This window comes from Streptomyces liliifuscus (assembly GCF_016598615.1).
Classification (GTDB): domain Bacteria; phylum Actinomycetota; class Actinomycetes; order Streptomycetales; family Streptomycetaceae; genus Streptomyces; species Streptomyces liliifuscus.
Map to the genome: position 1 here is coordinate 5,733,139 of NZ_CP066831.1, position 20,147 is coordinate 5,753,285.

20 protein-coding genes are annotated in these 20,147 nt (G+C 71.1%); 13 read left to right on the forward strand and 7 right to left on the reverse strand.

What is annotated here, in order from left to right; genetic code table 11:
• The first annotated feature begins 11 nt into the window (after window positions 1-11).
• Both JEQ17_RS24560 and JEQ17_RS24565 read left to right on the forward strand, forming a co-directional pair.
• Window positions 12-1,400 (forward strand): sensor histidine kinase, encoded by a 1,389-nt coding sequence (locus tag JEQ17_RS24560; RefSeq protein WP_234048349.1) that lies wholly within the window; start codon window positions 12-14, stop codon window positions 1,398-1,400.
• Window positions 1,397-2,389: a TAXI family TRAP transporter solute-binding subunit gene (locus JEQ17_RS24565; RefSeq protein WP_200397225.1), complete on the forward strand. Its 993-nt coding sequence runs from the start codon at window positions 1,397-1,399 to the stop codon at window positions 2,387-2,389. The genes JEQ17_RS24560 and JEQ17_RS24565 overlap by 4 nt, the downstream gene beginning before the upstream one ends.
• A gap of 157 nt (window positions 2,390-2,546) precedes the next feature.
• Here JEQ17_RS24565 and JEQ17_RS24570 read toward each other — a convergent pair whose 3' ends face one another.
• Window positions 2,547-2,927, reverse strand: coding sequence for a winged helix-turn-helix transcriptional regulator (locus JEQ17_RS24570; protein ID WP_200397226.1), 381 nt, complete (start codon window positions 2,925-2,927; stop codon window positions 2,547-2,549).
• Window positions 2,928-2,990: 63 nt separating this feature from the next.
• Here JEQ17_RS24570 and JEQ17_RS24575 point away from each other — a divergent pair, with 63 nt between their 5' ends.
• A complete protein-coding gene (locus tag JEQ17_RS24575) occupies window positions 2,991-3,803 on the forward strand; it encodes an SDR family NAD(P)-dependent oxidoreductase (RefSeq protein WP_200397227.1) in 813 nt (270 codons plus the stop codon).
• A gap of 54 nt (window positions 3,804-3,857) precedes the next feature.
• Here JEQ17_RS24575 and JEQ17_RS24580 read toward each other — a convergent pair whose 3' ends face one another.
• Window positions 3,858-4,124: a hypothetical protein gene (locus tag JEQ17_RS24580; RefSeq protein ID WP_200397228.1), complete on the reverse strand. Its 267-nt coding sequence runs from the start codon at window positions 4,122-4,124 to the stop codon at window positions 3,858-3,860.
• Window positions 4,125-4,698: 574 nt separating this feature from the next.
• Here JEQ17_RS24580 and JEQ17_RS24585 point away from each other — a divergent pair.
• Window positions 4,699-5,070, forward strand: coding sequence for a hypothetical protein (locus JEQ17_RS24585; RefSeq protein WP_200397229.1), 372 nt, complete (start codon window positions 4,699-4,701; stop codon window positions 5,068-5,070).
• Between the two features lie 146 nt (window positions 5,071-5,216).
• Window positions 5,217-5,453: a hypothetical protein gene (locus JEQ17_RS24590; protein ID WP_200397230.1), complete on the forward strand. Its 237-nt coding sequence runs from the start codon at window positions 5,217-5,219 to the stop codon at window positions 5,451-5,453.
• Between the two features lie 90 nt (window positions 5,454-5,543).
• Here JEQ17_RS24590 and JEQ17_RS24595 read toward each other — a convergent pair whose 3' ends face one another.
• The 3 genes from JEQ17_RS24595 to JEQ17_RS24605 form a co-directional block, all read right to left on the reverse strand.
• Complete coding sequence (locus JEQ17_RS24595) at window positions 5,544-6,464, reverse strand: helix-turn-helix domain-containing protein (RefSeq protein ID WP_200397231.1); 921 nt, start codon at window positions 6,462-6,464, stop codon at window positions 5,544-5,546.
• Window positions 6,465-6,681: 217 nt separating this feature from the next.
• The gene (locus tag JEQ17_RS24600) at window positions 6,682-7,020 is read right to left on the reverse strand and encodes a hypothetical protein (protein ID WP_200397232.1); all 339 of its coding nucleotides are present in this window, start codon (window positions 7,018-7,020) and stop codon (window positions 6,682-6,684) included.
• Between the two features lie 278 nt (window positions 7,021-7,298).
• Window positions 7,299-8,072 carry a polysaccharide deacetylase family protein gene (locus JEQ17_RS24605; protein WP_200401695.1) on the reverse strand — a complete coding sequence of 258 codons (774 nt, stop codon included), beginning with the start codon at window positions 8,070-8,072 and terminating at the stop codon, window positions 7,299-7,301.
• Window positions 8,073-8,350: 278 nt separating this feature from the next.
• Between JEQ17_RS24605 and JEQ17_RS24610 the strand changes: the two genes are divergently transcribed.
• Entirely contained in the window at window positions 8,351-8,797 is a 447-nt protein-coding gene (locus JEQ17_RS24610; protein WP_200397233.1) for a hypothetical protein, read from the forward strand.
• A gap of 35 nt (window positions 8,798-8,832) precedes the next feature.
• Complete coding sequence (locus JEQ17_RS24615; protein WP_200397234.1) at window positions 8,833-9,390, forward strand: hypothetical protein; 558 nt, start codon at window positions 8,833-8,835, stop codon at window positions 9,388-9,390.
• 89 nt (window positions 9,391-9,479) lie between these two features.
• On the opposite strand, the gene JEQ17_RS24620 is transcribed toward JEQ17_RS24615, so the two are convergent.
• Window positions 9,480-10,700: a L,D-transpeptidase gene (locus JEQ17_RS24620; protein WP_200397235.1), complete on the reverse strand. Its 1,221-nt coding sequence runs from the start codon at window positions 10,698-10,700 to the stop codon at window positions 9,480-9,482.
• A gap of 254 nt (window positions 10,701-10,954) precedes the next feature.
• Here JEQ17_RS24620 and JEQ17_RS24625 point away from each other — a divergent pair, with 254 nt between their 5' ends.
• The 5 genes from JEQ17_RS24625 (at window position 10,955) to JEQ17_RS24645 (ending at window position 16,818) form a co-directional block, all read left to right on the forward strand.
• Window positions 10,955-12,166: a lipid II:glycine glycyltransferase FemX gene (locus JEQ17_RS24625; RefSeq protein WP_200397236.1), complete on the forward strand. Its 1,212-nt coding sequence runs from the start codon at window positions 10,955-10,957 to the stop codon at window positions 12,164-12,166.
• The gene (gene murJ / locus JEQ17_RS24630) at window positions 12,163-13,833 is read left to right on the forward strand and encodes a murein biosynthesis integral membrane protein MurJ (RefSeq protein ID WP_267924797.1); all 1,671 of its coding nucleotides are present in this window, start codon (window positions 12,163-12,165) and stop codon (window positions 13,831-13,833) included. Before JEQ17_RS24625 ends, murJ begins: the two co-directional genes overlap by 4 nt.
• Window positions 13,834-13,940: 107 nt before the next feature.
• Window positions 13,941-14,621 (forward strand): response regulator transcription factor, encoded by a 681-nt coding sequence (locus JEQ17_RS24635; RefSeq protein WP_200397238.1) that lies wholly within the window; start codon window positions 13,941-13,943, stop codon window positions 14,619-14,621.
• Window positions 14,522-16,096, forward strand: a complete 1,575-nt coding sequence (locus tag JEQ17_RS24640; protein WP_407700080.1) for an ATP-binding protein — start codon at window positions 14,522-14,524, stop codon at window positions 16,094-16,096. The genes JEQ17_RS24635 and JEQ17_RS24640 overlap by 100 nt, the downstream gene beginning before the upstream one ends.
• 23 nt (window positions 16,097-16,119) lie before the next feature.
• Window positions 16,120-16,818, forward strand: coding sequence for a hypothetical protein (locus tag JEQ17_RS24645; RefSeq protein WP_325176281.1), 699 nt, complete (start codon window positions 16,120-16,122; stop codon window positions 16,816-16,818).
• A 47-nt stretch (window positions 16,819-16,865) separates the two neighbouring features.
• On the opposite strand, the gene JEQ17_RS24650 is transcribed toward JEQ17_RS24645, so the two are convergent.
• Window positions 16,866-17,699, reverse strand: coding sequence for a hypothetical protein (locus tag JEQ17_RS24650; RefSeq protein WP_200397240.1), 834 nt, complete (start codon window positions 17,697-17,699; stop codon window positions 16,866-16,868).
• Window positions 17,700-18,124: 425 nt separating this feature from the next.
• Between JEQ17_RS24650 and JEQ17_RS24655 the strand changes: the two genes are divergently transcribed.
• The gene (locus JEQ17_RS24655) at window positions 18,125-20,119 is read left to right on the forward strand and encodes a serine/threonine-protein kinase (RefSeq protein WP_200397241.1); all 1,995 of its coding nucleotides are present in this window, start codon (window positions 18,125-18,127) and stop codon (window positions 20,117-20,119) included.
• Window positions 20,120-20,147: the final 28 nt, after the last annotated feature.

A 20,147-nucleotide genomic window follows, 5' to 3' on the forward strand; every position in this document is an offset into this window, starting at 1 on the left:
GGAGCCGGCGCATGCGCACCCGGGTCCAGGCCGCACTGCTGCTCTTCGTCGTGATCGCGGTGGCCGCGTTCGCCGTACCGCTGCTGCTGTTCACCGCGTCCGACCGCACCCAGCAGCTGGTCCTCGCCCGCAGCGCCGACCTGGACCGCTTCGCGTCCCTCATGGACCAGGCCGCGGCGACCGGCGACACCTCGGCCGTCACCGCGGAGGTGCGACGCTACACACAGCTCTACGGCGAATCACTCGTCGTCACCGACACGCGCCGCAACCCCGTCGTCCAGACCGGCGGCATGCGGGCGGCCGATCCCGCCGTCGCCCGGCTGCTCGACGCGGCGCTGCGCAACCAGACCGCGCATCCCGGGGGCGCGCTGCGGCCCTGGTCACGGGGGCACCGGATGTTCGCCGAGCCCGCGGGCACCGGGACCCGGGTCTCCGGGGCCGTCGTGCTGCGGGCCTCGGTGCAGACCGCGGCGGACGACATCACCCGGCGCTGGGCCGCCGTCCTCGCCGGAGCGGCTCTGGTCGCGGTCGCGTGCACGGTCCTCGCCCGGGCCGCGACGGGGTGGGTCGTCAGCCCGTTGCAGCGCAGGCTCGTCGCCGACACGTCCCACCAGATGCGCAACCCCATGGCGGCCCTCAGGCTCCGAGTCGACGCCCTGCACACCCACCTGCCCGCGTCCGCCGGCCGTACGTACTCCGGTGTCACCACCGAGCTCGACCGGCTGGAGAGCCTCCTCGACGACCTGCTGGCCCTCGCCACCGCGGAACACCGGGCCGGGGAACTGACGGTGACCGACGGTTCGGGCGCCCGCTGCGACGCGGCGGCGGTGGCGGCCGCCCAGTACGGCCTGTGGGAGCCGGTCGCCCGCCGCGCCGGAGCCCGGCTGAGCTTTCGGGCCGCTGAGGCCCCGGTCCCGGCCGCCTGCACGGACCGCGAACTCGCCCAGATCACGGACATCCTCCTGGACAACGCCATCAAGTACGCGGGCCCGGGCGCCGAGATCTCGCTCCGCTGCACCACCGAGGGCCCCTTCTCCGTCCTCACGGTGACCGACGACGGACCGGGCCTCGGCACGGAGGAACTCGCCCTGGCCACCACGAGATTCTGGCGCTCGGGCCGGCAACGACAGGACGGGACGACGGGTACGGGGCTGGGCCTGGCCATCGCCGAACAGCTGCTGGCGGGGCGGGAAGGCCGACTGGAGCTGGGGCCGGCGCACCCGCGAGGGCTCAGGGCCAGGGCGCTGGTGCCGCGTGCCGTGACCGACGGAACGGGCGGAGTGGACGGAGCCGGCGGAGCCGACGGCGGTCGCGATGACGACGGCGGGGACGTCGATGGCGACGGCGGGGCTGGCGATGGCCACGGTGGGGCTGGCCATGGCGACGGCGGTGTGCGGTGAACGGCCCCGTCGACCGCCGCACCCTTCTCCACGCCGCCCTGGGCACGGCGGCGGTCGCCGTTCTCGGCGGCGCGCTCACGGCCGACACCTCACGGCAGCGCCCCGGACCGAGCGGTGTCCTGCGCTTCGCGACCGGTGAGCCCACGGCGTTCTACGAGGCTTTCGGCCGCCTCGTCGCGACGGAACTCGAGACGGCGTACCCCCGCCTGAGCTGCCGCGTCCGTACCACCGCGGGCAGTGTCACCAACATCGAACTGCTCCGCGACCGCCGCGCCGACCTCGCACTCGTCCTCACCGACACCGCTCAGGCGGCCCAGGGCACCGCCCTCTTCCCGCACCCGGTGCCCCTGTGCGCGATCGGCAGGGTGTACGAGACCTACCTGCAGTTCGTCGTCCGCGCGGACTCGCCGGTGCGCGCGGTGTCCGACCTGGCCGGACACACCGTCTCGCTCGGCGCGACCGGATCGGGCGCGGCCGAACTCGGCGAACGGATCCTGCACGCCGCGGGCCTTTCCCCCGGCACCGATGTCCCCGTACGCCATCTCCCGCTGGCCGACGCGGCCGACGCGATGAGGGCGGGCTCGGTCGACGCCCTGCTCGTCGCGGGAGGCGTGCCCCTGCCCGTCCTGACCGAGCTCGACGACAGTCCCGGCCTGCGGTTCCTGCCGCTGGCCGGCCTGCTGCCGAGGCTCGGCGGCCGTGACGGCCTGGCGGGGTCGGGCCTGGAGGAAGTGACCCTGCCGCAGAGCGCGTACCGGACGGCGGGTGGAGTCGCCACCGTCGGCGTGTCCAACCTGCTGGTGTGCCGCCCCGATCTCCCCCGGGCCGTCGCCGACGCGCTGACCCGCCTGCTGGTCCTCCGCGCGACCGCCCTCGTCCCCGACAACGCCGTCGGCACCCAGTTCCTCGACGTCGGCAGCCTGATCGGCACGGGCGGCATCGCCCTGCACCCCGGGGCGGTCGCCGCGTACCGCTCACTGCACGGCTGAGCCACTCCGTACGCCTCTGCCGCGCACTCCGGAGTCCTTCAGCGCGATGCCGAATGTCCGCGGTGAGGAGAGTCGAGGGTCGGTGGCCAGGTGGTACAACTCGTCGCTGTGTTCTTGGCCTTCCAGCACGGCTTTCGGCGCGCCTGCCGAGGCCTGCTCAGGCACGGCCCTTCGACGCGTCGTAGGTCTCCCGTGCCTTCTCAACCTGGTCCATCCGGTCGTTGGTCCACAGCGCGAGGGCGCGGATCTGTACGGCCGCCTCGTGACCCAGTTCGGTCAGGGAGTACTCGACGTGGGGCGGGACGACCGGCTTGGCGTCGCGGTTCACCATCCCGTCCCGCTCCAGACTCTGCAGGGTCTGCGCCAGCATCTTCTCGGTCACCGGGCCGACGGATTCGGTGGCGTCGATCGCCCGTCGCAGTTCGGCGAAGCGGTGCGGACGCTCCTGGAGCCGGATCAGTACGAGGACGCCCCAGCGGCTGGTGACGTGCTCCATGGTCAGGCGCTGGGGGCACAGTTGTCCGGTACTCGCGGCCATCCCAGTACCGTACTTCAAAGTACGTACTCACGCAGAGTGACGAAGGCTCCTAGGGTTTCCGGCATGAACACCATCCTCGTCACCGGCGGCAACAGCGGAATCGGTCTCCAGGCGGCGCGCGAGTTCGTCGCCCGCGGCCACCGTGTCGTCCTCCTCGGCCGTGACCCGCACAAGGGCGAGCGGGCGATCGCGTCGCTCGGCTCCTCCGGGGCGTCTTTCCTCTCCGTCGACCTGTCGACGGCCGACGGTGTCCGGGACGCCGCCCGGCGGGTCCTCGACCGCCACGACCACTTCGACGCCGTCCTGCACGCGGCCGGTGTGCTCACGATGAAGGAGATACGTACGGCGGACGGCCTCCACCCGTTCTTCGCGGTCAACTACCTGAGCCGGTACCACCTCACGCAACTCCTGCTGCCCGCCCTGCGCCACGGCGAACGCCCCCGCGTCGTCATGATGACGGCGAGCGTTCCGCCGTCCACGCACGCCGACTTCGCCCGCTTTCCGCGCTTCGAACCGTTCGACTTCCGGCGTATGAGGGAGCCGGTCCAACTCGCCAACCACCACTACGCGGCCCACCTCGCCCGCACCGAGCCGGAACTCCTCGCCGCGGTGGTGAACGCGGGCGCCGCCCGGACCGACATCCTGCGCACGACCCCCTGGTACATGCGCGCCGCGGCCAAGGTCATCGGCCCGCTCTTCTTCGACCCCGTCGAGAGAAGCGCCCACAACGTCGTCGAGGCCGCCCTGCGGGAGGACTGGCCGGCGGCGACGTACTGGCCGAAGCCGGGCCGCTTCGAGCAGCGCACACCGATCGACCTGGACGCCACGACCACGCAGGGCCTCATGAGCGTCTCCCGGGAGCTCACGGGGGTCTGATCGGCCGATCGCTCGGCGGCGACGGCACCCACACCGTCCTGGAGGAGGCGGTGCCTACCGCGTCCGTCGTGAATGCCGGTTCGTCCGTCGACGCAGAGTGAAGGCGCAGGCAAGCATCCCGAGGCCCCAGGCGATCAGGAGGGCACCCCAGAGCGGCATGGTCACCTCCGGGATGAGCAGGCGGATCTCGACGTCCCCACGGTTCTCGAAGATGAAGACCAGAGCGATCGCACTGATCAGCACGAACGGCACGAGCCGCCGCACCCCGGGCCGCGAGAAGAACGGCGTATGCGCCTTGTGATCTGTACCGGTCTCACCCATGGGGCCGCCTCTCCATCACGAACCCCTACACCCAGCGTCCTCCCCTACGACGAGCCTCGCCACCGAAGGGGTGTGCGGGAGCGGCGACGCCTCCCTGGGGCGGACGAAAACGAACCCCAGGGGCCCACTGACCTGCGGCGGAGTGTCGACACGGGGCCGTTGTCAGTGCCGGTTGCCAGTTTCCCCGGTGGAGAGAGACCGGTCAGAGAACCTTCGAGGTCCGCGGTCAAGAGGGGTGGGCACAAAGGTCCCCGGGAGCCACCTCGGGACTATGTCGCAGGCCGCGGATCCCCACCCCTCTCATCCTCCTTGAGGGAGCGACGGAGGGCGCAGACCGATCTGTCCGAGGCGGCAGTTGGTCAGTACTGTCTCCCCGGCGTCTATCTGAGCGGCGGGGGACATGTCAGGAGAGCTGTTCACCTTGATGGGTGTGCTCGTCGGCGCAGCTGCTTCCTACATCGGTGGAGCGTTGATGGAGAGGTCGCGGTGGCGTCGCCAACTCTCGACAAGGTGGGACGAACGCCGCTTGGAGGCATACCTCCGATACGCAGACGCCATCAAGAGGTTCACGTCGGTGGCCGGCCGCCTGGCAGCGGGTAAAGGGCTCTTCGACCTGCCCCAACCGCTCGCCCAGGACGTCGGTCTGGAGCGCTTGGCCGATGCCGAACTGGAGCGTGGGTACGCCTTCGAAGCAGTCCTCCTCATGGGAGACGCCGAGACCATCTCGGCAGCAAGGGCACTGCAACGTCATGCGTGGGTCCTGGAGCAGTTCGTTCGTGACATGCGCTCCGGCACGGCGCAAGACTGGACGCAGGCGTTCAGGCAGTTTCAGGAGAAGCGCGACGAGTACTACATCGCGGCACGCAAGAGCCTGGGCGTGCATGCGGCGTTTCGGTTGCGAGCCGAAGACCCGGTCATCCTTGGACAGGATCCCCGCCAGCTGTAGCACGAAGTAGGCACGGCTCGGCTGGACCGGCCGCACGGGTGCTCCCCGACCGGGTGACGTGGAGCCGGTTCGGCCTCGGTGATCACTCAGGCGGCTCTACGGTGCGTCTCTCCTGCACACTCAGCGAACCAGGGAGTCGACGCAGTATGACGACAGCGCCGGATCAGCCGCCTGCCCAGCAGTACGGACCTCCCCCGACGATCATCATCAACAACACCAATTCCGCCACGGCGTCTGCCTCGGCAGTCATCGGCGGGGTGGGCCTGAGGCGTAGGCGTCAGTCGCTGTGGGCTCACTTCTGGCTGTTCATGTTCACTGTGGGTATCGGAAACGTCTTCTACGCGGCACACGTGAGCCGTTGGAACCGCGACCGAGGTCTGTGACACCTGGCAGTGTGAACCGCACGCCACTGTCCAGCCGGTCGGACAGTCCCCCGTGCCGTCCGACCGGCCCTCGGTTGTACGAGCGGGACGCTATCTGCCGGTGATCGGGCGGGTCTTGGACGAATTTGACCTCTTGGAGAGAGCGAGGGCTCCTTCCACCCGGCGGGCGGCGACCATCTGTCCGGGGGTGGTGCCGGCGATGGCGCGGAACTCGCGGTTGAGGTGTGCCTGGTCGTAGAAGCCGCAGGCCGTCGAGATCTCGGTGAGGCTCGCGGCCCCGCGGTTGAGCATCGCGACGGCCCGACGGAAGCGCAGCACCCGGGCGGACGCCTTCGGTGCCAGCCCGATCTGCTGGGTGAACCGCCGGACCAAGTACCCCTGGCTCCAACCCACTTCCGCGGCGATCCGGGAGATGGGGATCGCCCCCGCGCTGCCGGACAGGAGCTGCCACGCATGGCCGACCTCGGGCGAGGGCTCCGGGCCCTCCCCGAGCCTGTCCAGCAACGCCGCGTCCAGCAGGTCGAACCTCGCCGCCCAGTCCGGAGTGGACGCCAGTCGCTCCACCAGGACCCGGGCCTCGGGCCCCAGAACGTCCCGGATCTCGATGGCCAGGTTCGTCAACTCGCTCATCGGCATGCCGAACAGCCGGTAGGCGCCCAGCGGTGTGAACTCGACCCGGATCGCCTCCTGGCCGCCGGGATGCACGCAGATGGCGGGCCGGTCCTCGAGCCCCACCACCAGCGACCCGATGCTCCCGCTGTCCCCGCCCGGTACGCCCAACCGCCGGACCTGCGAAAACGGCTCCGCGAGGCTGATCAACAGGGTCGCACGACCGGTCGGCACCAACCGCGCCTCGTACGGCGAGGTCATCGCTTCCCAGTAGCCGACATAGCTGCGCAGGAACGGCCGCAACCCCGGATGCCAGGGCCGCGTGACCCGCCACAGCCCACCGATCCGGGCGACATCGACCGCACCCGTACGCAACGTGCCGCCCCGTGCACCTTGAAGCACCGAAGGCTCCCCTCACCCCGAGGGACCGCCCTGAGCAAACCGCCTGGCAAGCTCCGCAGCACCTCGTCCGCTGTCCGGTGTAGCAGCCGATCGTTCCGCGTGTTTCACAGTACCCATGTCGCCGCACCGAACTCACGCGCTACGAAGTGAAGTTGAGGTGTTGAGATGCCGGGGGTCGGGAGGGTGGGATGCCGCGATACCGGACCCGTGGCACCCGCTAGGCGTCGGGCAGCGACGCCGCCAGATGTTCCCACGCCGCGTGCACGTCCTCCCCGACCATCCCGAACTGCGTGATGACCGCGACACAGCGCCCGTCCTCGTCGTCGAGTTCGAGCGCCGAGGTCGGACCGTGTGCCGCCGTGGAGCGGACGAGGTGGCAGGCCCGGACGCCCGTCAGGTCGATCTCCACCGAGCTGTCCGCGACCGCCGCGAACACCCGCCCGCCGACGGTCCGGTCGGTGACGTGCACACGGCCGCCGCACGCCTGCATGGCCGCCGGGGCGAACACCGCGACGCGATCGGCAGTCCGACGGAGCAGTGCTCGCGGAGTCCGCACTCGGCCGGGTGGAGGGCGGCACCCGGGACGATCCCCGCCGGTGCCTGCCCGAGTTGGATGCGCGCGGCGCCGGGCGCGGCCTCCGTCAGGGTCGTACCAGGCGCGATGGAGACGCTCACGCGGGCGTGATCCTGCCCCTGGCCCCGGAAGGCGGCGTCGGTACACCCGACACCCGACGCCATCGCGCACGTCGCGGTCTGGCTGGTCGGCCGGCGACGAAGCGGCCTTCGTGCACGGAACCGTGGTCGACGTCGACGGAGGCGGGACGGGCGTTGCCGTCAGCGCACCGGGAAGCCGAAGGAGTAGCCCTGCTGCTTGAGTTGGGGGAGGAGTCGGCGCAGGGCCTCGACGGTCTGGGAGCGGTCGCCGCCGGCGTCGTGGAAGAGGAGTGTCGGCCCGTTCGGCACCTCCCGCTCGACGGTGGCGACGATGGCGTCCGTGCCCGGCCGCTCGAAGTCCTTGCTGTCGACGTTCCAGCCCAGCGGGCGCATGCCGCGGGAGGCGGCGAGGGTGCGGCTGTACGGGGTGAAGGCCCCGCCGGGCGCCCGGTAGTACATCGGGCGTACGCCACCGGACGCCTCGGTGATCATGCGTTCGGCGTCGAGGATCTGCTTGGACTGGTAGGCCTGGGAGTTCTTGTCCATGGTGGTGTCGTGCGACACCGAGTGGTCGCACAGCCGGTGTCCGGCCGCGACCACCTTCTTCACGAGGTCCAGGTGGGCCTGCGCCTGCGTCCCCACCATGCAGAACGTGGCCTTCACCCCGTACTCCCGCAGCACGTCGAGCATTTGAGGGGTCCACACGGGGTCGGGGCCGTCGTCGATGGTGATGTTGACGCCACGCGGCCCCTTGTCCGAGGCGTGCGCGATGGTCACCGCGACCGGCTTCACGTCACTGGCCGGCTCGGCCGACGCGGACCCCTTCGGCGACGAGGCGCCCGCGGCTCCGGCCTGCGCGGACCACGCCGAGGCACCCCCGGCGGCCAACGCCACCCCGAGCGCCGCGCCGAGCACCTTGCCGTACCACCCTCGCCCGCCGCCGTGCCGTGCCATGTCCGCCCCGCTTCCACGCAGTTCCTCGCCGGTTCCCTGGTCGACGTCGACGCGCGACCACCAGGGAGGACGGCGGGCCGCGGGCATCGGATGCGCCCGTTACCGATCAAGGACAATCCCGGAGTGGTTCCCGGACAACCGAGCTGCCGGCGCCCGATGTTGAGCCGCTGCGCCTGTCCGGCCCGGCCCCGCCGGCGGAACCGTTTCAGCGGGTGCCCGTGTCCTCCTCCGAGGGAGGTGGTTCCACGCCGCGGAGCCGCCTGTGAAGGGGGCTGGCCATGTGGGAGGCACGTGAAGGGGCACGGTTAGGGGCTTGGGCCGTCGCAGGGGTCGTCGGCCTCGCGGTGGTGTACGTGATCGGGGCGTTCGCCTTCGGCGGCGCGGGGTGGATCACCGCCCCGTTCCGGGGTGAGGCGGACAAGCGCAACAACACGGTCGGCTCGGGCGAGTTCCGGCAGACCACGTACGAGGAGTTCTTCGATCTGTGCGAGGCCGCGCAGAACGCCGAAGGAACGATCCAGGTGCTCAAGGAGGAGCGGAAGGCCGCTTCGGAGACCCGCACGGCGCAGATCGACCAGTCGATCACCGCGCTGAAGGCCACGCGGATCGAGTCGGTCAACGACTACAACTCGAAGGCCGCCCAGGAACACCGCGCGCCCTTCCGCGACAAGGACCTGCCGTACCGGCTGAATGTCGAGGCCGAGCGCACGACATGCACCAACTGATCCCCGTCTCGTCCAAGGGAAGAGGGCAGCACCGCATGAAGAAGTTCGTACGCACGGCCCTGGCCCCCGTCGTCGCGCTCGTCGTGGGCCTCGCCCTGACGTCCTGCACCGACTCCAGCCAGGACAAGGAGAACAAGGCCAAGCAGAAGGGCTACGACCACCTGGTGGCCCAGCAGCCGGCGGGCCGCATGGAGTACTCGCCGACCCGCGAAGCGATCAACCAGTGGGTCAAGACGTGGGGCAAGCGGGGCAAGCTCTCGTACGTCTACATCCAGAACGCCAAGGGCGAGTACGGGTACTTCATCATGAAGGGCCTGCCGGTGCCGCGCTGCAAGATGCTCACTCCGACGGAGAAGGTGGAGCACTCCGACAGCGGCGTCGCGGTTCTCGCGCAGCCCGGCATGGACGGTACGTACACGACGGGGTCCACCTGCAACGCGTACTACGGCTTCGACGCCACGACGGGCGCGTACATGGAGTTCACGGTCGGCACGAACCAGTCGTTCTTCCTGTTCGACAAGCCCATGACGATGCCGGAGTACGCCAGCGCCAAACAGCTGGGGCCGACCTCGGTGAAGGACGTCAAGAAGTAACCCCGGGCGGTCGGGGGCCGGTCGGAGGAGTTCCGGCCCCCGTGTCCCGTCCGGCGGAAGCTGCCGCAGGCGCCCGGACCAACCGCCCCTCAGCGCAGCGCGCTCTTCCGCTGCCACTCGCTCCACGAGAGGTTCCACGCGCCGAAGCCGTTCCCGGGCGCGACCACGCCCTTGGTGTCCTTGCCGGTGATCTCGAACGGGTCGCCGGGCCGCACCTGCCCGTAGAACCAGGCCGCGTTCGCGTCGCTCATCCCTATGCATCCGGAACTCTGGTTGGAGTTGCCGAAGTAGCGGGCGTTCCACGGGGCGGCGTGCGCGTACATGCCCGACCAGGTCAGCCGCATCGAGTGCTCGACCATCTTGTCGTAGGCGTCGCCCAGACCCACCGTCTCGGAGTTCATGTTGATCGTGCCCTCCTTGGCCATGAGAACGGCGGTTCCGCGCCAGGAACGCTTGTCACCGCCGGGCGTGCCACCGGAGACGGGTATGCGCCGGACCGTCCTGCCGTCGCGCACGAGGGTGAGCCGGTGGCGGTCGAGGTCGACCTTGGCGATCTGCCGGGCGCCGATGGTGAAGGCGGTCGTGTAGTCGCGTACGAACCAGCCGCCGGCCGCGCCCGAGTCGGTGCCGTTCAACTCGGCGTTCAGCGTGACCTTGGTGCCGGGCTTCCAGTACTCCTTGGGCCGCCAGTCCACCCGGTCCCGGCCCGACCAGTCGGTCAGCCAGCCCCAGGAGCCCTCGGTCCTGTTCGAGGTGGTGACCCTGAGCTGCTTCTCGACCTCGGCCTTGTTCTTGACCGGGTTGTCGAAGACCAGGGAGATCGGCTGGGCGACGCCGACGGTGGAGGCGGCGCCCGGTCGCCAGTCGACCTTGTTGACCTTGTCCGCCGGAGCCGTGGTGAAGGCGGCCTCGGCGCTTCCCGCCGTTCCGCCCTCGGTTCGGGTAGCCGTCGTCACCGTGTACCTCGCGCCGGGTGCGGCCTTGCGGTCGGAGACCCATGACCGGCCGTCGGCGGCGGCCTTCCCGGCGAGTTTGTGGCCCTCGGCGTCGGTGACCGTCACGGAGGTGAGCCTGCCGCCCGCGGCCGTGACCCGCACGGGCCCGCCCGCCGGGACCCGTTCTCCCTCGGGCGTGACGGTGACCGTGACAGGGCGGTCGTCGGCGCCCGGCTTGGCGTCCGCCCCGGTGCCCGCCGCACCGGAGGAGCCGCTCGACGAACAGGCGGCGAGCGGCGCCAGCAGGGCGGCCGTGGCGGCGGCCACGACGGTGGCCCGGACGCGGGCATGAGCGAGTACGCGTGTGCTGGGCAACAGGACCTCCGGGAAGGACGAAAGCGAGGTGGGTGAATCGGCGATGTCGTGACTGTAGAGCCGTAAAACCCGAGGTCAGCCGCTGTGGAGCTATGTGACGGCGACTGGTGAGGAACGGTCATGGTCCGGTCACATTCGCCGGACGGATCGGTCATGGACCGCTGTGAGCATCCTTTGCGACCCCACGAAAAGGCCCACGAAAAGGCTCGCGAAGAGCCCCGCGAAAGGCCCGGGGAGAAGGAGAGGCTCAGACTGTGTCAGCGCTGCTCGTGCCGCCCAGCCGCGTGCCCCAGCCACGGAACCGGGGCGTGGCACTGCGAAGCATCACCGCGGAGACCTACCGCGCCTTCCTCGCGTCCCCCGCCGGCGCCGCCCTCGGTGCCGGATTCCTCCAGTGCCCGTCCTGGGCCGACGTCAAGGAGGGCTGGCGCGCCCAACTGCTCGGCTGGGGGCCGGATCCCGAGGCGGGCCGACTGACCGGCGTGGCCCTGGTGTTGCTGCGGCAGTTCCCCGGCACCCGCAAGTACTTCGCCTACCTGCCCGAGGGGCCCGTCGCCGACTGGACCGACCCCGACGTCGACGACTGGCTCGGCCCGCTCCTCGAACACCTGCGCCGCGTGGGGACCTTCGCCGTCCGCATCGGCCCGTCGCCCGCCTACCGTCGCTGGGACGCCGCCCTGCTCAAGCCGCTCGCCGGTCCCGGCCGGCGCCTGGGCGACGTACTCGCCAGTGAGGTCGACCCGCTCGGCACCGCCGTCGCCGAACGGCTGCGCGCCCGGGGCTGGCGCCGCTGCGGCGGTGACGGAACGGGAGGGGGCGGGACCGGAGGGGACGGGGACGCGCAGCCCCGGCACGTCTTCCAGGTGCCGCTCGCAGGGCGCACCACGGAAGACCTCTGGTCCGGGCTCAACCAGGAGTGGCGACGCAATGTGCGCCGCGCGCAGAAGGAGGGCGTGGAGGTGGTCGTGGGCAGTGCGGCGGAACTCCCTGAGTTCTACCGGCTGTTGGGCATCACCGAGCGCCGCGACGGTTTCCGGCTCGGCCGCTCGCTCGCCTACTACGAGCGTCAGTACGCGGTGCTCAACGCCGAGGAACCGGGCCGGATGAAGCTGTACCTCGCCCGTCACCGGGGAGAGATCCTGGCCGCCCACACGATGATCACGGTGGGCCGCCGGGCCTGGTACCAGACCGGCGCCTCGGCCGACCACCGCCGCGAGGTCCGCCCCTCCAACGCCCTGCAGTGGCGGATGCTGCTGGACGCCCACGCCCTGGGCGCCGAGGTCTACGACATGCGCGGGGTACCCTCCACTCTCGATCCTGAGGAACGTACGTACGGACTGCTGCGGTGGAAGCTCGGCACCGGGGGGCAGGTCGTCGAGACGTTGGGGGAATGGGAGAGGGCATTGGGTGGCAGCACCAACCACGCGCTCCACCGCGCCTTCCAGGCGTACCTGAACCGCCGATGACCCATACGACACCAGCCGGCACGGCTGGCACGGGCAGCGCGGAACCGACGGCGGAACCGACGGCGGAACCGACAAAAACTGCCTCCACGGCCCGTGGCAGTGCCGTCATGGCCGCCGGATCCATCGTCTCCCGGGCCACCGGCTTCGCCCGCTCCGCCGTCGTCGCGGCGGCCCTCGGCACCATCGGGCCGGTCGCCGACGGCTACGCGGTCGGCAACGCCCTGCCCACCATCGTCTACATGCTGCTCCTCGGCGGCGCGCTGAACGCCGTCTTCGTGCCCGAGCTGGTCAAGGCCGCCAAGGAGCACGACGACGGGGGCGTCGCGTACACCGACCGGCTCGTCACCGTCTGCGTGATCGCCCTGCTGGCGATCACCGCGACCGCGGTGTGGGTGGCGCCCGCGATCGTGGACGCGTACACCGACTACACCGGCCCGCAGGCGGCCATGACCACCGCCCTCGCCCGCTACTGCCTGCCCCAGATCTTCTTCCTCGGACTGTTCACGCTCCTCGGGCAAGTACTCAACGCCCGGGGCCGGTTCGGCGCGATGATGTGGGCGCCGGTCCTCAACAACCTCGTCGTCATGACCGTGTTCGGGCTGTACCTGGCACTGGCCATGGGCGGCGGGGACACGCTCACCGCGACCGAGACCGCGGTGCTCGGCTGGGGCACGACCGCCGGTATCGCCGTCCAGGCCCTCGCCCTCCTCCCCGCCCTGCGCGCCGCCCGCTTCCGCTGGCGGCCCCGCTTCGACTGGCGCGGCAGCGGACTGACCCGCCCCCTGCGCGCGGCCGGCTGGCTGGTGCTCCTTGTCCTGGCCAACCAGGCCGCGTACTTGGTCACCACCCGCCTCGCCACCACCGCGGGCCTCGACGGCGGCCCCGGATACGGCGCGTACAACAACGCCTATGCCCTGTGGGTCGTACCGCACGGCATCATCACCGTCTCCGTGGTGACCGCGCTGATGCCCCGGATGAGCGCGGCCGCCGCCGACGGGGACACCGACTCCGTACGCCGAGACGTCTCCCATGCCCTGCGCGTCTGCGCCTCCGGCGTCGTCCCGGCCGCCTGCGCGCTGTTGGCCCTCGCCCAGCCGGTGATGGCCCTGGTCTTCGGCTACGGCAGGACGGGCGCCGACGACACGTCCGCCATGGCCGGCATCCTGATGGCCTTCGCACCGGGACTCGTCGCCCTGTCCGGCCAGTACGTCCTGTCCCGCGCCTTCTACGCGCTCTCCGACACCCGTACGCCGTTCCTGCTCAACCTCGTGATCGTCGCCCTCAACGCGGGGCTGTCCGTGGCCGCCGCCCACCTGCTGCCGGCCCGCTGGGCCGTGACGGGCATGGCGGCGGGATACTCCCTGGCGCTGTGCGCGGGCTGGGTGCTGACCGGCCTGGTGCTGAGCCGTCGGCTCGCCGTCGTACGCCCCCTGCGGTCGTCCGCCGTCGGCGCGCACGCGCGGCTGCTGCTCGCCGCCGTCCCCGCCACCGCGCTCGGTTACCTCGCGGCCCAGGGTGCGGTACGGGCGGGAGCCCTGGTCGCCGCAACTGCCGGGGCGGCTGTTGTCGTCCTCACCTTCGCTGTGCTCGCCCGTCCGCTGCGGCTCGCCGAACTCGACGCGCTGCTCGCAGGCGTACGCCGCGGACGAACCCGGAACCGAACCTGAACCCGGGCCCGGACCCGGCCCTGAACCCGGAGACAGACCGGGGCCGGGACCGGGACCGGGACCGGGACCTGACCCTCACCCCTGACATCACCTAGGGAGAACCGCCGATGCCCCGCGTGCTCCTCATCGAGGACGACCCCTCCGTACGCGAGGGGGTCGAACTCGGTCTGCGCCGACGCGGCCACGAGGTACGGGCGGCCGCGACCGGCGAGGCCGGCCTTGCCGCGATGGCCGAATTCCGGCCCGATCTGCTGCTCCTCGACCTGATGCTGCCCGGCATGAACGGCGTACAGGTCTGCCGGCAGGTCCGCGACCACAGCCAGCTGCCGATCATCATGCTCACCGCGCGCGGCGACGACTTCGACGTGGTCATCGGCCTGGAGGCAGGAGCCGACGACTACATCGTCAAGCCCGCACGTCCCGAGGTGATCGAGGCCCGGATCCGTGCCGTACTGCGCCGACTGGACGACAGTCCGGGCCGTCCGGCCATCGTGGTCCACGGAGAACTCACCGTCGACCGGGTCGGACTCACCGTCAGCAAGGCCGGCCGGCCGCTCGCGCTCGCCCCCTCGGAGCTCAAGCTCCTGCTGCATCTCTCCGCCGCCCCCGAGCAGGTGTTCAGCAGGCAGCAACTGCTTGAGCACGTCTGGGGGCACAGCTTCCACGCCGACGCCCGACTGGTCGACGCATGCGTCGCCCGGCTGCGCGGCAAGATCGAGGACGAGGTCGGCAGCCCCCGCTATGTCCAGACACTGCGGGGTTTCGGCTACCGCTTCGGGCCCCTGTGAGCAGCGGCAGAGGCGGCGACCGGGCGCGGGTCAGGGCGTTCGGGCTGCGTACGCGGCTGTTGCTCGCCTTCCTGCTGGTCGCCGCCGTCAGCGCCGGCACGACGGCCGCGCTGACCTACCGCGAGGCCCGCAACTCGCTGCTCGAAACCGCCCAGGACACGGCGGTCACCTCCTTCCGCGACCACGTCCAGCAGACGGGCTTCGGCCTGCCCGTGCAGAAGGAGGGACTGGAAGACGTCCTGCGGGACATCGCGCGCAAGGGCAAGCCCCACCCCTGGGTGGTGTTCGCCGAGTACGGTTCGATCCGCGCCTCCTCGGGCGAGAACCCGGTGTCCACTGTCATCACCCCCGAACTGCGCCGCGCCGCGCGGGCCAACCCCCACGGCAGCTTCGAGCGGGTCGTCAAGGACGGCGTCCCCTACCTGACCATCGCCATGCCCACCGTCTTCAAGACCGGCCCGGACAGCCTGCTGCCCAGCGGACTCGTCCTGTACGCCGTCATGCGGATGACCGACGAGCAGGTCAACGTCGACGCCCTCCTCATGGCCGGCCGCGACGGAGCCCTGCCCGGCCTCGCCGTCTCGCTGATCCCCGGCCTGATCGCCGCACGCAGCGTGCTGCGACCGGTACGGAAGCTGCGCGAGGCGGCCCACAACATGGGCAACGGCAGACTCGACACCAGGATTCCGGTGCGCGGCAGCGACGAACTGGCCGACCTGGCACGCACCTTCAACGAGTCGGCGGGCCAACTGGAGCGGTCCGTACGGGAGTTGCGCGAGGCGGAGGAACGCGCCCGCCGCTTCGCCTCCGACGTCTCGCACGAACTGCGCACTCCCCTCGCCGGAATGCTCGCGGTCACGGAGGTGCTCGACGAGGACGCGGACGGTCTGGACGCCGACACCGCCCGGGCGGTCCGGCTGGTCAGCGCGGAGACCGGAAAGCTCGCCGTGCTCGTCGAGGACCTGATGGAGATCTCCCGCTTCGACGCCCGCGCGGCCGAGCTGAACGCCGACGAGGTCGACGTGGCCGAGGCCATCCGCAAGACGCTCGGCAACCGGCACTGGACCGACGACCGGATCCGTACCGAACTCCCCGACGGCATCCGGGCCCGGCTCGACCCGCGTCGCTTCGACGTCGTGATCGCCAACCTTGTCGGCAACGCCCTTCGGCACGGTGGTGCGCCCGTCACCGTACGGCTGCGTGCCGAGGAACGCTCGCCGGGCCCGCCCGTGCTGGTCACCGACGTCGTGGACAACGGACCCGGTATCCGCCCCGAAGCGCTCCCGCACATCTTCGACCGCTTCTACAAGGCCGACGCGGCCCGCACCCGCTCGGCCGGCAGCGGCCTGGGGCTGGCGATCACCCTGGAGAACGTGAAGCTGCACGGCGGCACGATCCACGCCGGGAACCGGCCGGGGGGCGGTGCCGTCTTCGCCGTCGAGATACCGCTTCACGTGGAGGGGACCGGCGGATGAGGGGTGCGCGGAGGCGCCGAAGCGTGTCGGCCTTCGCCGTCGCGGTCGCCGTACCGCTGCTCGGTGGCTGCGGTATCCAGGAGACCGACGTCATCGCGGCGGGCGGTCCCGCCAGCGTTCAGGCCTTCTTCGACCGCGACTTCGAGATGCTGCTCTTCTTCCGTGCCCCCGACGGAGGGCTGAGCCCCGTGATCCGGAGTACCGCGTCCTCGGCCGGGTTCGGCGGCCAGTACAGCGAGTCGGGCTCCGGCGACCAGAACTCCGGCGCCGCGGTGGGACTGGTGACGACGGAGAAGGTCGTCCTGGCGCTGCTCGCCGGTCCGCAGAAGGTGGACCGGGCCGCGGGCCTGGGCACCGACCTCCCCAGGACCCGCCCCGGCGGAACCGTGAAGGTCGGCCCCGCCTCGGCCGGCAGGGTCACGACCCGACTGCCCCTCGCCCTGAACGGCCTGAGCAGCACGGCTCTACGCCAGCTGACCTGCACGATCGCCTACAGCCAGGACGCCGACGGTCAGGTCGTCGTGGAACTGACGGGCCAGGACGGGGCATCGAGATCCGGCACCTGCGGGCTCGCCCCCGGCAGCACCGAGAGCAGTGGCGACACCGGGAGCACGGGGAGCACGGGGAACGCACCCGCGGAGGCCGAAACCCGGGCGCGGCCCACGCCGCCCGCCACGACCGGCACGCCGGCCACCACCGGCGCCCCCGCCACGACCGGCTGAGCCCCTGTCACAGGGGGGGGAGCCGATCGGGGCGGCCGGCCCGCGGCTCAGTGGTCGTCGGTGATGGTGGTCGCGATGCCGTTGCTGATCTCGACCTCGGCGGAGAAGCCCTTCTTGGCGGCCGCCTCCAGCTGGGCTTCGGTGCACTCGATGCCGCCCTCGCCGCCCGGCCCGGTGTTCACGGCGTCGCAGATGTCGTCGTAGCCCATGATCTTGGTGTCGTCGGCGACGAGGAACTGCTGCTCGGTGCCCTTCATGTCGGAGACGGTGTACTTGCCCGGCGCCAGGTAGGAGACGTTGCCGAACCAGGTTCCGTTGACGCCCTTGCCCTTGTTGACGCCCTCGATGACGGACTCGTCGCGGCCGGAGCCCGAGTCGGAGTCCGAACCGGAGGAGCCGGAGCCGGAATCGGAGCCGGTGTCCTGCTGGGCGGCGCGGCGCTCGGTCACCAGGGTCGCGGCGCCGTTCTTCATCTCCACGTCGGCGTTCACGGCACCCTTCTTGAGGGCCGCCTCCAGCTGGTCCAGGGTGCACGGCGCGTCCACCTTGGAGCCGGCCTCGCCGCATATGGTGCCGACGCCGTAGACCTCGGTGTCGTCGGCGACCCAGAACTGCTGGTCCTCCTTGCCCGGTACGGACACGATGTACTTGCCCGGGGCGAGGTAGGTGACCTTGCCGTTCTTGAACGAGCCGCTGACGCCCTTGGCGTTCTTGGAGTTCTTGGAGTCCGACGCCTTGTCCGCGGCTGCCACCGGGCTTGCGGAGCCCGTCGGGCTCTTGCCCGACGAGCTGTCGTCCGTGCCGTTCTGACATGCCGTCAGCAGCAGTCCGGCGGTGAGGGCGGCGGTGGCGACGATGGCCTGGCGCAGGCGACGGTTCATCACGGGGGATTCCTTCCGGGGGCGGGATGGCGGAGAGCCGGTGGCGTATCCGCCGTTTCCCGCTCTGTGATCACTATGAGGCTTCCCAGGCCCCACAGGTCACGCCTGTCCTCGCTTCAGAACAGCGCGGTCACACAGCCGTGACACAGCAACACGGCTGCTGCGTACGCCAGTTGGCACCGCGGCTCGCGGCTCGCGGCTCGCGGCTCGCGGCTCGCGGCTCGCGGCTCGCGGCGGCTGGTGGCGGCCGTTGCCTGGCGCCGGTGCGGCAGCCGTGTGCCCCCTGCCGGACCGTGAACCCGGCGCGCTGTGGGGATTCTGGGCGGGTCCGCGCGAAGTCCGGTGAAGCGGATCACTGCCAAGTTCGGGCTGAGTACACTCCGTGACCTGGCAGGACGGACGGTTGTGGGGCGAGGGGTGGCGCGGTGCTGGTGACGCCGGAGGCCGGGGACAGGATCGCCGACCGGTATCTCTTGCGGGAGCCCATCGGCAGGGGCGGCATGGGTGTCGTCTGGCTGGCCTGGGACGAGCGGCTCGAACGGCGGGTCGCGGTCAAGTGCGCACGCCTGGACGACGATCGGGCCACGCGACGGCTCATGGGCGAGGCGCGCAACGCCGGGCGGCTGCACCACCCGAACATCGTGGGCGTCTTCGACTTCGTCGACGAGGGCGCCACCTGCTGGATCATCATGGAGTACGTCCCCTCGCGCAGCCTCGCCCAGATGGTGACGGAGAGCGGCCCGCTCACGCCCGAGGAGGCCGGTTCGATCGGCTGCCAGATCGCGGCCGCGTTGGCGAAGTCCCACAACGAGGGTGTGGTGCACGGCGATGTGACGCCGGAGAACATCCTCGTCACCGACGAAGGCATCGCGAGACTCACCGACTTCGGGATCTCGCGGGCCCTGTGGAGCGACGTCACGCACAGCACGATGGCCGGTGTGCGCGGCAAACCCCGGTATCTGGCCCCGGAGTTGGCCAAGGGGCAGCCCGCGGGCGAGAAGTCCGACGTGTTCTCCCTGGGCGCCTCCCTGTTCTCGGCGGTCGAGGGCCGGTCGCCGTACGGGGAGGCCGAACACCCCATGGCGTATCTGGCCCGTGCGGTCGAGGGGCACATCGAGCCCGCGCACCGGGCCGGCCCGCTGGACGGGCCGCTCACCGCCCTGCTGGAGGTGGAGCCCCGTCGCCGGCCCGACGCCGCCAGAGCACAGCAGCTGCTGACGCGCGCGGCACCCCCGCCCCCGCACATACAGGAGCAGTTGCACGACAGCCGTACGGGGGACCACGCGTCCCGCACACTCCGGCTGCGCCGACTCCTGCGCAGCCAGGGGGACTTCACGCCCTTCATGCTGCAGCCGCCACGGCCCGTACGCCGACGACGCCACCACCCTTTGGCAATCACGGCGGTGGCTCTGCTCGCGGCGGGCGCGATCACGGCCGGGCTCGTCCTCTTCGGCCCGTGGGCCTCGAAGGACCAGGGCGACAAGGACGGCCGTACCGGCGCGGCCGACGCGAAACCGTCGGCCTCGGCGCGGGCCGGTGCCATCGGCGACGAGCGCACGGCGGACCCCTGCGGCCTGCTCGGTGCGGCCTCGCTGAGCCGCTTCGGCGGCACCGCGCTCGACCCCGACTACGGGGAGATCGACCGGTGCGACGTCCTGGTGCGCAACAACAGCGGTGACGACAACGCGGACGTCGAGGTGAACCTCGACTCGGACCGGGACGAATTCGACGACGTCCTGTCCACGCGCCTGGTCGGCGACCTCACGGTCGTGACGCTCAAGCGGGACGGGAACGCCTGCGAACGGGCCGTCCTGACCACCGACGGCAAGCAGGTCCGCGTCATCGGGAAACAGCTGGGCAAGGCGGCGCCCGACCCGTGCCAGATGGCCGACGCCGCCTCCGACCGTGTCGTCGGCGTGCTGGCCGAGGGCCCGGTCCCGCGCCGTTCGTCGTCGCCGGCCGCGAACTCCCTGGCCCGGCTCGACACCTGCACACTGCTCGACGCCACCGAGCTCAAGCGGCTGCCCGGTGTCGGGGTGGACAATCGGGACCGCGGCTTCGGTTCCTGGGACTGCGACTGGTCGAGCGACGACGGCAACCGCGCGGTGGAGATCCAGTTCAGCCGGGACAACTCCCTGGACGCGGACGACGGAACACCGGTGGACGTCGCCGGCACGAAGAGCTACTTCGTCGCGGACGAGGCAGAGGACGACAGTTGCACCGTACGGACTCCGCACCGCGTCTACCGGAACTCGGTCGGCGACCCCACCACGGAACTCTTCCAGCTGACCGTGTACGCCCCGCAGCCGGACAGGCAACTGTGCGACACCGCAACGAAGTTCGCGGCCGTCGTCGTACGGAACATCGCGAAGCGACTGCCGGGGGCGGGGACGGACACGGGCACGGGGGCGGGGACGTGACATGACCGAGCCGGGAATGGCACGGAGA